The 12,834-nt window shown below is 35.6% G+C and carries 12 protein-coding genes; 7 read left to right on the top strand and 5 right to left on the bottom strand.

Annotation, left to right across the window (positions count from 1 at the left end):
• Positions 1–210: 210 nt before the first annotated feature.
• The 5 genes from GQR56_RS04160 to bfr (GQR56_RS04140) all read left to right on the top strand — a co-directional run bounded on the left by GQR56_RS04160 (position 211) and on the right by bfr (GQR56_RS04140) (position 5,660).
• Positions 211–1,071 carry a cation diffusion facilitator family transporter gene (locus GQR56_RS04160; protein WP_166109257.1) on the top strand — a complete coding sequence of 287 codons (861 nt, stop codon included), beginning with the start codon at positions 211–213 and terminating at the stop codon, positions 1,069–1,071.
• Between the two features lie 98 nt (positions 1,072–1,169).
• Positions 1,170–2,240, top strand: coding sequence for a PepSY-associated TM helix domain-containing protein (locus GQR56_RS04155; protein ID WP_166109256.1), 1,071 nt, complete (start codon positions 1,170–1,172; stop codon positions 2,238–2,240).
• A 72-nt stretch (positions 2,241–2,312) separates the two neighbouring features.
• Positions 2,313–4,448 (top strand): TonB-dependent receptor, encoded by a 2,136-nt coding sequence (locus GQR56_RS04150; protein ID WP_166109255.1) that lies wholly within the window; start codon positions 2,313–2,315, stop codon positions 4,446–4,448.
• Positions 4,449–4,710: 262 nt separating this feature from the next.
• Positions 4,711–5,181, top strand: coding sequence for a bacterioferritin (gene bfr, locus GQR56_RS04145; RefSeq protein WP_024609514.1), 471 nt, complete (start codon positions 4,711–4,713; stop codon positions 5,179–5,181).
• 14 nt (positions 5,182–5,195) lie between these two features.
• Complete coding sequence (gene bfr, locus GQR56_RS04140; protein ID WP_024609513.1) at positions 5,196–5,660, top strand: bacterioferritin; 465 nt, start codon at positions 5,196–5,198, stop codon at positions 5,658–5,660.
• 63 nt (positions 5,661–5,723) lie between these two features.
• Here bfr (GQR56_RS04140) and GQR56_RS04135 read toward each other — a convergent pair whose 3' ends face one another.
• Together GQR56_RS04135 and GQR56_RS04130 are read right to left on the bottom strand one after the other, a co-directional pair.
• A complete protein-coding gene (locus GQR56_RS04135) occupies positions 5,724–5,918 on the bottom strand; it encodes a (2Fe-2S)-binding protein (RefSeq protein WP_002960627.1) in 195 nt (64 codons plus the stop codon).
• A 233-nt stretch (positions 5,919–6,151) separates the two neighbouring features.
• A complete protein-coding gene (locus tag GQR56_RS04130) occupies positions 6,152–7,075 on the bottom strand; it encodes a LysR family transcriptional regulator (protein ID WP_166109254.1) in 924 nt (307 codons plus the stop codon).
• A gap of 224 nt (positions 7,076–7,299) precedes the next feature.
• Here GQR56_RS04130 and GQR56_RS04125 point away from each other — a divergent pair, with 224 nt between their 5' ends.
• Positions 7,300–7,977, top strand: a complete 678-nt coding sequence (locus GQR56_RS04125; RefSeq protein WP_166109253.1) for a glutathione S-transferase family protein — start codon at positions 7,300–7,302, stop codon at positions 7,975–7,977.
• A gap of 83 nt (positions 7,978–8,060) precedes the next feature.
• The gene (locus GQR56_RS04120; protein ID WP_166109252.1) at positions 8,061–9,188 is read left to right on the top strand and encodes a zinc-binding dehydrogenase; all 1,128 of its coding nucleotides are present in this window, start codon (positions 8,061–8,063) and stop codon (positions 9,186–9,188) included.
• A gap of 653 nt (positions 9,189–9,841) precedes the next feature.
• On the opposite strand, the gene GQR56_RS04115 is transcribed toward GQR56_RS04120, so the two are convergent.
• The 3 genes from GQR56_RS04115 to GQR56_RS04105 all read right to left on the bottom strand — a co-directional run bounded on the left by GQR56_RS04115 (position 9,842) and on the right by GQR56_RS04105 (position 12,507).
• Positions 9,842–10,363 carry a DUF6436 domain-containing protein gene (locus GQR56_RS04115; RefSeq protein WP_024609607.1) on the bottom strand — a complete coding sequence of 174 codons (522 nt, stop codon included), beginning with the start codon at positions 10,361–10,363 and terminating at the stop codon, positions 9,842–9,844.
• The gene (locus GQR56_RS04110) at positions 10,347–11,813 is read right to left on the bottom strand and encodes a methyl-accepting chemotaxis protein (protein ID WP_166109251.1); all 1,467 of its coding nucleotides are present in this window, start codon (positions 11,811–11,813) and stop codon (positions 10,347–10,349) included. The genes GQR56_RS04115 and GQR56_RS04110 overlap by 17 nt, the downstream gene beginning before the upstream one ends.
• A 139-nt stretch (positions 11,814–11,952) precedes the next feature.
• On the bottom strand, positions 11,953–12,507 hold the full coding sequence (locus GQR56_RS04105) for a hydrolase (protein ID WP_166109250.1): 555 nt from the start codon (positions 12,505–12,507) through the stop codon (positions 11,953–11,955).
• Positions 12,508–12,834: the final 327 nt, after the last annotated feature.

Below are 12,834 nucleotides of genomic sequence, written 5' to 3'. Positions count from 1 at the left end.
TAAATATGTAAAGACGCAAGTTTTGAACTGTAAACTCCTTAAAAAATCGATATTTAGCGCATAAACGTCTATCATTTAGGATTACAAATAATAGACGTTTATAACCATTTTTATCTTGTATTAATTCATACACAACATTGTGCTTATAGCGGTTGTAAACTTGTCATGATATAAGCATATATTATTATAAAATGTTTTTTTGAGAGCATTATGGGCCACGATCACTCGCACAGTCATGTAGATGAAAATCAAAGTAATAAACAACTTACTGTTGCTGTTGTTATAAACGTTTTGCTTACAGTAGCGCAAGTTATTGGCGGTGTGTTTTCGGGGAGCCTGTCGTTAATAGCCGACGCCCTGCATAACTTAAGCGATGCGGCTGCAATATTTATTGCTTTAGTAGCACGCAAGATTGGCAATAAACCTGCCAACAACACCCATCATTTTGGTTATAAACGAGCCGAAATACTCGCTACTCTTTTTAATAGCAGTACATTAATAATAATTGGTGTGTATTTAGTTTTCGAATCTATTTCGAGCTATTTTAATCCCCAGCCAATTAATGGTTGGATTGTTGTTTGGGTTGCAGCAATAGCGCTAGTAGTCGATTTAGTAACAGCGTTTTTAACGTACAGAGCTGGCGCAAATCACAGTATGAATATAAGAGCTGCATTTATTCATAATGTATCTGATGCAATGGCGTCTATTGTTGTAATTGTAGCGGGTACCTTAATCATTTTATATCAGTGGTATATAGTTGATTTAATAGCGACAATTTTAATTTCTGTTTATGTTATTTATCACGGCGTATTACTTCTCAAGGAGAGCTGTAAAATTTTAATGCAAGCCGCTCCCTCACATTTTGATAATGCAGCTGTAACTAAAGCACTAATTAAAAAATTCCAGATACAAAACGTCGCTAGTATTAAAGCATGGCAACTAGACGATAAAACCACCTACTGTGAATTAGTTATTAACACGCAAAACCAAATAGATTTAGAAGCTATTAAGCATTATTTACACGACTATTTTAATATTGAAAACTGCATAATCGAAAATCAAAAAATATGATTTTGGTCATATATTTAACAACTGAATTATTTAATTGAAAACAGCTCGTATTATCATTTACAATAAAAGACATTAAACGCATCGTTGAGATATTGTTGTTGAAACTCTGGTTAAGAAGAATTCACTTAGGCCTTGCCCTTATTAGCGGACTATTTTTATTAATAGTGAGCTTAACGGGTGCTGTTATGATTTACGCAAAAGACATTCAGCACTTAATAGAACCTGAAAAATGGCAAGTAATACCGCAAGCTACTTCAATGCATTACGATGAGCTTATACAAAGTGTACAAGATCAAACTAAGCAAAAAATCACTTTTTTTATGCCTGAGCAAAACGCTAATATGGCTTGGCAATTTAGATTAGCTGATAAAAACTATGCCAGCGTTAATCCCTACTCTGGGGCTGTATTAAGTACCTACGATTCTACCGATACTATTTATGGGTTTGCGATGGGATTGCATCGTTGGCTTTTATTTGAAGATAGTGACGGTAATAAAACCTTTAAAAACTGGATGTCAGTGTGTGCATTACTACTTTTAATAAATGTATTCTTCGGCTTTTATTTATGGGTAAAACCTAAAAACAGAATTAAACGTTTAGCTATAAAACCAAAAGCTAAATTTAGAGTATTGATGTACCAATTGCATACAGTGCTTGGTGTATATTTTTTTATACCCCTCGTACTTATCGCGTTTACTGGTATGGCATTTAATTGGAAAACACAAACTCAGTCTGTATTAGAATTTGTAACATTTAACAAAGTAGAACAAAGACCTAAAGCACCAAAAGTAATAAACCCCTCTCAAGCTGCTTTAAACTATAACGAAGCAATTAAAAATGCTGAAAATATATTCCCTGATGGCAAGCTATATAGAGTTTATTTACCTAAAAAAGATGACGATGCAATTGCACTGAGAATGCAAAACCCTGGCGAAAACCATGCTTATAGTTGGATTTGGACAGATCCGTTTACTGGTAAAGTATTAAACTCATTTGATGCCAGTAAAACTAATTTTACAACGCAAGCATGGAACTTTAAGTATAAATTTCACATAGGTGATTTTGCAGGGCCTGTAGTGCAATTTTTATGGTTGTTAATAGCACTTTCATTAGCGTTTTTTATTGTAAGCGGTGTGTATTTTTGGTTAAAACGACATAAATGGAAATAAATCTCATTAACACTTGATTCGCTAGTTGATAATAATTACCATTACGTAAATTATTATCAACTAAGACTTTCCATGTTAAAAACTTCGCTTTGCCTTATTGCTGTTGCAATGAGTACTAACACGCTAGCAGATGAAAAGAATAAAAATGAATACACTTCTGATCAGTTAGAACATGTCATTGTATCTGGTAGTCGTATATCAGAGAGCATTGATGAAGTACCCGCCTCTATTACCGTTATTAATCAGCAACAAATACAACAGCATTTAAAAGTAAGTTCAGAACTGGGGAGCTTACTAGCGCAAATGGTTCCTGGGCTTGCACCAGATACAGGTAGTTCAAGCAATTCGGGGCAAACACTTCGCGGCCGAGCTCCTTTAATAATGATTGATGGTGTACCGCAATCAACCCCTCTTCGCAATGGAGCTTTAGGTGTAAAAACGTTAGACGCCAGCGCAATAGCACGCATTGAAGTAATAAAAGGTGCTACCTCAATTTATGGTAATGGTGCTTCGGGCGGTATTATTAACTATATAACTAAACAAGCACGCAGTGATGGAAAGCCTGAAGGTGAAATAAGTATTTCAAGTCGCTTTAGTACAGTTAAATTAGCAGAGACTGGGGGCGGTAGAATATCGGCAGCAGTAAACGGTAAGCTCAGCAAACTAAGCTACCTGTTAACAGCAAGCTATGAAGAAAATGGCGTACAACGCGATTCGCAAGGCGATATTTTAGGCTTGCAATATGGTTTATCAGACTCAGAAACTCAAAACTATTTTAGCAAACTAACTTATGATTTTGATGATGAAAAGCAACTACAGTTTAGCTATAATTTTTATAGGTCACAGCAAAAAACTGATTTAGGTGATGTAACTGGGAATGTCAATATAGGTGAAAAAACATACGCTACACACGTCCCAACAGCGCTTCAAAAACAAGGTAAACCGCAAGGACCTGAAGGCAACGAAAATATAACTTTAAAATATGTTGATTACGCATTGTTTGAAAACACACAAATGACACTCGACTTATATAAGCAAAATATAGAAAATGTGTTCTTCTACTCCACCGCTTTAGCTAACCTTGATGAAGGTTACACTGGGGGTCAATCCGTTATTAAATCAGACAAACAAGGCGCAAGAGCCACATTTAATAGCCAGTTTGATTTTGAAAACGTAACCGCGACTTTAATTTATGGAATTGATGCCCTAAACGATAAAACATCGCAACCTTTAGTCGATGGTCGTATATGGGTACCAGAGATGGACATGCAAAGTGTTGCTGGCTTTTTACAAACAAAGTGGGTAATAAACGATGATATTATTTTAAAAGTCGGTGTAAGAAACGAAAGCATTGATTTAAGCGTGAGTGACTATCAAACACTAAAACTTTGTAGTACTCCCACTCAATGTTCAGTGCCATTAAGTGTACGTGGAGACACTATTGATTACGATGCAACTACGTATAACGCTGGTATTAAATACAATTTAACAGATGCATTTAGCCCATTTTTTAGTTATTCACAGGGCTCTGACATTTCTGATATAGGTCGATTACTTCGCGCAGCAACCGTTGAGGATATTGCGCTAATTCAAACACAAGCTTCTATAATTGATAATTACGAAGTTGGTTTTACTTCACAGTTTGAAAACGTGCGTTTTGAATTTGCACTTTACAGAAGTACTTCAGAGCTAGGTACAAGTAGTGAATATAATGAAATAACGGGTGTTTACGAACCTGTACGCGCACCACAAGAAATATGGGGTTACGAAGGGTTAGTTAACTACACTATTACGCAAGATCTTAAACTAAGCGCAACTTATAGCTATGTTGAAGGTAAAAACACTGAAGCTGATGAGTACTTAGGGGCTGCTCAAATTAGTCCACCTAAAGCCACTGCTAATTTAACGTGGCAAACAAATGATAAGCTATCACTTGCGATGAGTTTTTTATATGTAGGCGACAGAAAACGTTTTGATAAAAATGAACAAGGTCAGTACATAGGGGATCAAGGTCCAGTTAGTAGCTACAACATGTTTAATTTAAGTGGCCAATACAATGTTAACGCACAATGGAGTGGATATTTTGGTATAGAAAACCTGTTCAATAGCGATTACTACCCTGCCCGCGCACAGGCTTACACCTACGGTGGATATAACATTAAAGGATTAGGCACAACGGCTACTTTAGGTGCTAAATATCAATTTTAACGAATAAATACGTAAAATACAGGCGTGCTCTACATGCCTGTATTTTTAACACTCCCCATAAATAATCCTCATTTTTATCCTATAGATCACGATTAGTTTTTAGATGCTAATACAAATACAAAATTGTTCACAAACCAAGCAATAACGCAAACTTAAATAAGAATCAAAATCAATAGTAACGCAATGATTTTTATAGAAAAACTTGCAATACAAGCTAATTATAATACACTGTGCACAATTGAAATTGTTAAGGTGGTTTATCATGAAAGGTAATCAAAAAGTAATCGATGCTTTTAATACATTGTTAGCTAACGAATTAGCGGCAATCGATCAGTATTTTATACACTCGCGCATGTATGACGACTGGGGTTTAAATAAGCTATACGAGCGCCTTAACCACGAAATGGAAGAAGAAAAAGATCACGCCGATTGGCTTATTAAACGCATCTTGTTTTTAGAAGGTGTGCCAAACATGACTAAACGTCGTGATTTAATCATCGGTAACGATGTAAAAAGTATGATGCAAAACGATTTAACACTTGAGCTAGAAGTAGTTGCCTGTGTTAAAGACGTAATCGCAATATGTGAAGAGCAACAAGATTATCAGTCTCGTACCATTTTAGAAAAACTATTATTTGATACCGAAGAAGACCATGTTTACTGGTTAGAACAACAACTTGGCTTAATTGATAAAATTGGTTCTGGAAATTATCATCAAGCACAAATGGCTTAGTAGGAGCATATAATATGAAAGGCGATAAAGACGTAATTGCGGCGCTTAACAAAATACTTGCTAACGAACTTGTAGGTATTAACCAATATTTTTTACATGCACGTATGTTTAAAGATTTTGGCTTTACTCAGCTAGATAAAGCAGATTACAAAGTATCAATTCAAAAAATGAAAAATGCTGATCGCTTAATCGAACGTATTTTGTTTTTAGAAGGGTTACCAAATCTTCAAGACTTAGGTCGATTACGTATTGGTGAAAATAGCGAAGAAATGATTGCTGCCAATATGGGTTTTGAACTCGATACTATTGATGAGTTACGTAGTGCAGTTAAACTTGCTGAAAGCAAAAAAGATTACATTACTCGTGAAGCACTTGATCATATTTTAAATGAACAAGAAGAGCAGATTGATTGGCTAGAAACCCAACAATTGCTCATAAAAAATACGGGGATTGAAAACTACTTACAGTCTCAACTGTAAAAGTAACAAACATAAAAAAGCAGCCAAGGCTGCTTTTTTTATGTTTAAATTTTTAAAATGTAATTAAGCAACTTGATCCGTTACATCTGCAATTTGAATAAGTCTGCGATTAAGGATCTTTTTAGTACAACCACAACACTTACCGCATTGGCTGCCCACTTTAAGCTCTTTAGTTAATTCACGCATGGTTGTTGCACCATCGTCAATTGTTTGCTCAATTTTTTTATCGGTCACACCATGACATAGACAAATATACATGAATACAAACCACTCTCATTACATTTAGTATGTACATAGTAATCTAAACGAAAATAGTTATCAATTATTTTATTAGCTAACATATATCATTTTAAATTTTTGATTCGAGTCACACAAACTGAGATTTTGCGACTAATTGAAGCTAAATAATATTCATCAATGGTGTTTGTTTATTAAAGATAGCTTAGATGTTTGCGAATACAAACCAAAGTTGATTCACGTGTCGCTTACCTTTATTCGCTTTTCTTAATTTCATTTTCTACTTTTATTCTTTGCACTAAAAAGTCTACGGCTGCTTTTACTTTTGGCACTAAGTAGCGCTGTTTTTGATATAACAAATAAACTGCCATATTAGAGTGTTGAGTTATAGCGAGCTCATGTTCAAATTTAAGCTCTTGCAACTTACCCGATTCTAGATATGAAGCTAACGCCCATCGAGTAGACATTAAAATACCTTCACCGTTACAAGCTTTTTTTGCAAGCCATGGTCCGTTATTTGAAATAGCGACAGCGGGTCCGGAAACATCATGCCACTGCCCCTTAATATTGCATAACCAAGGGGTTGGTCCCGATGGTGCTTTAAAATAAAGACCATTGTGCTGTTTTAATTCCATCGCATTAGAAGGCATGCCATATTTTTCTAAATAGCTGAGTGAAGCGACAGGAATAAACCCATTATCCATTAACCTTATTGCAAGCACGCGCTCGTTTGGAGCATACCCTCCGCGAATAGCAATATCCACATCGTCACGTCCAAGTGTTGATAGTTCATCACTTAAACTGACATCTAATGTAATTTCTGGATATAACAGGCTAAATTCATCCAACAAAGGAAGTAATATTTTTTCGCCAAAACCCACCATCGAACTTATGCGCAAACGCCCCATTGGCGTTGTTTGGTAACTACGAACTGTTTCATTACTTTGCTCTAGCTGATTTAATATTTGCTGCATGTCGTTATAATAAATCTGCCCTACTTCGGTCAGTTTAACGATTCGTGTTGAACGCTTTAGTAACGTTGCCCCTAAACTTTTTTCTAAATCAGCAACTCGCCTAGATAATGATGATGGCGGCACATTGAATACACTCGCAGCTTTAGTAAAACTACCCGTTTCGACTACTTTACTGAAATACCGTATTGCCCGTAGTTGATCCAACTAACTTCTCCATTAAATAAGTTTTTGACAGCTCTTATTATTGTTTTAAAAACAAAAGTGATTGGTATTTTCCCCTATATATAATCAAATTAAAACAGGTAATAATGTATTTAGCATAAAAATTGCAACCCAGACTTGTTGCAGCGTATTAAATACAGGGACTTTAATTTGCACTTTTGTTGCAATTAAAAATAGCCTTTACGTAAATGATAGGAAACTGATTTATGATTACTTTGCACGGTTTTGCCGCTAGTAACTATTACAACCTAGTGAAACATGTACTTTTATATAAAGAACTGCCATTTAAAGAAAACCTAATTTACGGTGGTAGTGAAGAATTACTAGCAATCAGCCCAGTAGGTAAAGTCCCTGCTATCACTACGTCTGAAGGTCTTAATCTTTCAGAGTCGAGTGTAATTTGTGACTTTATTGAAGAAACTTATCCCGCCACTGCGCTATATCCAGAAAATGCAGGTGAACGTGCTGTTGTTCGTCAAATAATGAAAATAGCTGAGCTTTATTTTGAACTGCCAAGCAGACGATTAATACCTTTTGTGTTTTCAGGCACTGAAGTTCCCGAATCGCTGAAAGCCGAAGTACGACAAGTATTAAATCGTGGCGTTATTGCATTAAGTAGCTTATGTAAGTTTTCACCTTGGATTGCAGGTGAGCAATTTTCAATGGCTGACATTTACGTTTATTACGTTAATACCATCGTTAGCGCATTTGGTGCAAGCCAACTTGATTGGGACGTACTTGCAGAAATACCAGGAATGAAAGAGTGGAATGATTCTATGAGCCAAACTGCTCTCGCTAAAAAAGTAGAGGCTGATCGCCTAGCAAATATGCCTGAATTTCTTCAAAAAGTAAAAATACAGATTCAAGCGGCAAATGCTAACTAAGGCGTGTTGACCTAACAAAACAATAGCCAATGCAATAAAGTTATTGGCTCAATTAATTTAATCACTTGCAGGAGTTTAACCAAATGAGCGATAAAAACATCCAACTTACTTCAACAATTAGCGAAGATAATAAACTAACACTTGCTTTAAAAAACATCGAAATACCACAACCTGGTGCCGATGAAGTTGTTATTCGTATTGAAGCGGCTCCACTAAACCCATCTGATTTAGGGGTTTTATTCAGTGCTGCTGATATGTCTACCGCTGTACAGTCTGGTAACGATCAAAACCCTATAATTACTGCTGATGTTCCAGCTGAGTTTATGCAATCACTTAAAACGCGTGTTGGTAAAGCAACACCAGTTGGAAATGAAGGTGCTGGTACTGTTGTAGCAGCAGGCTCGTCGCCATCAGCACAAGCCTTAATGGGTAAAACTGTTGCAGTGATTGGTGGCGGAACTTATCGTCAATTTATATGTGCCAATGTACAAAGTTGCTTAGAGCTAAAAGAAGGTACTACGGCTAAAGAAGGCGCATCGTCTTTTGTTAATCCGCTTACGGCTTTAGCAATGGTTGAAACTATGCGCGCTGAAGGTCATAAAGCGATTATTCATGCAGCGGCTGCATCTAATCTTGGCCAAATGCTAAACCGTATTTGTATTGCCGATGGCGTTGATTTGATTAACATTGTACGTAGAACAGAACAAGAAACTTTATTACGCAATATGGGTGCAAAGTATATTGTTAACTCAAGTAGTGAAACTTTCCTTGCTGATTTAACGCAAGCAATTATCGAAACAGGTGCAACTATTGCGTTTGACCCTATTGGCGGTGGTCAATTAACTAGTGACATTCTTAACTGTATGGAAGTTGCAGCAGCGCGTGATATGAAAGAGCATACAATTTATGGTTCTGATACTTTTAAACAAGTATATATTTATGGTGCATTAGACCGTGGACCTATTACACTAAATCGTAACTTTGGTTTTACTTGGGCCGTAAATGGGTTCTTATTATTTAATGCATTAGGTAAATTAGGAACGGACACTGTGATGGCTATGCGTAAACGTATAGCAAATGAAATTACCACAACATTTGCAAGCAAATATACACACGAAGTGTCGTTAGCAGAGGTATTACAATTACAGTCGATAGAAGCTTATTCTAAGCAAGCTACAGGTGAAAAATACTTAATTAAGCCTCAGGCTTAATTAAACATTTCGATTGTTATTTATTAGCTAACCGGTTTTAAATATTCAAAGCAGATACTAATTATAGTGTCTGCTTATTTACTTTTTCATAATAAAAAACAGTATTTCAAGTTCTATTATTATGCCAACCTGCTTAGATATAGGGTCTATTTCACAATAAGAAAATTGCTCTATAGTAGAGGGGAACCTTATATTGAGTTGCTCTAAATGAAAATTTTACAGCGATCTGGAGGGATTTAATTCGTTCAATTATTAAAATACTTATGCAGATTAGTGTTAAATACTAACAGCTAACAAAAAGCTCACCATATCAACCCTCGCTTGGTGTTAAAACAATGATTATTGTTTAGAATAAATTCTAACCCTAAAAGGTCAAAAGACCCTAATCACACACGCTCAAAACAACCCCAACGTTGTAAAACCAAATACCATATTGAATATTTACCGAGTACACAATTTGTGAAATGATGCCCGTCTCTTAGGGGAGTAGCCTGCTAAAAATACAACTGTATTAAACTAATGAGTAAGTTTATCAACACAATATCACCCATGTGTATGGTAACTTTGTGATGTTGTAGCAAGTATTATCGGCAACTAAGCCGCCCTAATTTGAACAAATTTAACCTCAAATGCTCAGTAGTTCTTCTTGTTTTTTATACATCACTTACGCAATAACACCCTTTTGTATCAGCAATTAATAATTCCGAATTAAAACCTGCGGCTAAGTTTGTAATTACTGTTTCAACAAAACCACTGCCTTGTGAGCACGCTAAACCTTCAGATAAAGGGCCTGCATAAACAAACTTCCCATTTTTATCGATAATTACCGCAGCCGGTGTAGCTGGTATAACGTGTTTTAAATTTTGCGAAAAAGGTAACTGTACAATGTTAATCCCATTATTTTTAGCAAACTTTTTTAGTGATGATATGTGGTTTTTTGCTTGCTTTGCACAACCGCAACTTGGTTCCATAACCAATACAAGTGAGGCAGCATTGCCATCATCCCATGCTAATTGCTTTTTAAAATCAGCGAACCAGCTCTTTTGTAATAGCATTTGGTTACCATCAAAAGCTTTTAACTGCCCAGCCTGAAAGTACACAAGCCCAGATACAACAAAAGCCAACCACAGAAAAATGATCAGCTTTAAAAAATGAGGGCTATTTGAACTTAGCAATACTTTGCTCTAGCACATCAATACTCACATCAATTAGTTGCACTTTAGCGGTAAGTTGCTGCACTACTTTTGTATCTTCGTGCTGATTTTGTCGCATAAAATCAGTCCCTTGTGCTATTTGTGCAGTATTTATAGCCTGCTCTGCAACAACTTGAGCCACTGAATCAGTACTCACTGACACGGCTTTAATTTGCTCACTCATCGCAGATATATTTTCTTTCATTGCAGTACTTATTGCTGTTAAATCAACAACAAAATCGACACATTGACTCATAGACTGTGTTGACGTTTTACTGTTATTAACTAGATCTTTTAGCGTAAGCCCAATTTTATCTGTGGTCGCTTTACTATTATTAGCAAGCGATCGTACTTCAGATGCAACAACTGCAAAGCCTCTACCATGCTCCCCCGCCCTAGCGGCTTCTATTGCTGCATTAAGCGCAAGGAGGTTTGTTTGCTCTGCGATACCTGATATTTCATTAAGTAACCCCGAAATAACATCTCCAGCCGCAACTAAGTGGTTAATTTGCTCTTCCGTATGATTTAAAAGTGTTAGTAATTCTCTACTTTTACTGTCGGTTTGTAATACATCATTTAAAACACCGCTTGCTGCTTGGGTAATATTATCAACTTGATGCTTTAAAACTTCACTTTCTTCTTCTACAAGTTTGAAACCATTAGCAACTTGAGCGCCTGAATTAGCAATTTCGTCTGTTTGCTGCGTGCGCTGTTGAGCGCCATCTGCTAATTGGTCATGTACCTGAATTAATTCTTGTGAGTTTGTTTGCAAAGACGCTGATTGGGTTTGCACTTGCTTAATTACATTACTTAAATAATCGAGTAATGTATTAAAACCATTTACTGCTTCGCTTTGTGTATCATCTGCTCGTAATGAGAGCTTTATATGTTCTGGGTCTTGCATTATTTGTTCTGTAGCATAACTAAGTGATAGCCCTGCGCTGCGTTCTTGTTTTAGCGTTATTGCTATGTAAGCTACAACAACCACTTCCACTATTGCATAACCAGCGTGAATAAGCACAGTTGTAAAAGCAAGTCTATCTGGGTCAAACACATAAAAGCCGGTGTTTTGTGTCTGCAAGTAATAAAATGATAAATGATGTACTGCCACAAACAAAATCGCAGTAATAAATACACGCCACTGCACAAATACGATTAACATTGGCATTAAAATGAATATTTCAAAATGTACTTCAATTAATCCAAAGGTTTGTTGTATATGTAAAAAAGAGAACATCATTATCGCAGCAGCAACTACATGAGGAGTTATAGAGCTATTTTGTTGCGTGTTTAAGAGCCATATCGGTAATAATGATAGTGGTAAACCTATCATAAAAGCTTGTAATAACGTGTCAAAATACAAGCCTATAGCAATAGACTCGACAAATAAAAGACTAAATATAATTGTAAATAACCGACTGACACTAGACATAAAAACCTTAAATTTTGTTTATATTACTTTTTAACAAGCTGACGAGCATGATACGTAAAAAATGAAAAATAGTTCATAAGTTAAAATAATAAATGGTACATTTTATAAATATTTATCTTATTGCCAACATATAAGTAACTTATTTAATAATAGTGAGTACTTTCTTAAATGTAGGCGTTGCTGCTTTTTTAGTCCACTGAAAAATAACCGTTTCCGCACATGAAATTACGGCACCAGCTTGTCTTAATTGTTCGATAGCAATCTGCTCATGCTTTTTGTTACGTGATCCAACAGCGTCAGCAACGACAAAAACATCAAAACCACTTTGTAATAAATCCAAACATGTTTGTAGCACACAAACATGTGCCTCCGTTCCAACAACTACAATTTGAGGACGTTCATAACGCTTTAATAACTCTAAAAAGTCAGGCTCAGCACATGCGCTAAAATGTGTTTTATCAAAGTAACTAGCCTGCGGTAAACCATCTCTTATTTGTTGGAGCGTACCACCTAAGCCTTTTTTATATTGCTCAGAAATTAAAACAGGTACACTATGAATAACACTTGCCTGCGATAATTTTAGTGTGTTGGTTAAAATATCAGAAAAGCCACCAATTGCAGGGGCTAATTTTTCCTGTAAATCAATAATCAACAATACACTTTTTGTAGCATCTACATTACGTACAATATTCATATAGCTTCACTTGTACTTTAAGTTATTATTTATACAGATTAACCCAAAATTAATATAATGCGCACCTACATTTAAATATTAAAGTTGAACAAAGCTTTAACTTTTCATCCATAAGAAACGTAAAGTACATAACCAACTCAATACATGCATTATCTCTGTGTACAGCTATTATTGTTAAGTGCGTTATAACTATGTAGTACTGACTTAATTTTAGCTAAAAACAAACATACGACTTAAAACTCAATCTACTGTTGCAACTCTATATTAAGTAAGTATATTTAATATAAAAAGTTATGCTATATTCAGTATTTATTCAGGTACAACAAT

Origin of the sequence: Pseudoalteromonas sp. Z9A5 (genome assembly GCF_011378875.1) — a bacterium.
Taxonomy (GTDB): Bacteria; Pseudomonadota; Gammaproteobacteria; order Enterobacterales; family Alteromonadaceae; genus Pseudoalteromonas.
This window is presented reverse-complemented; position numbering and strand designations above follow the sequence as displayed.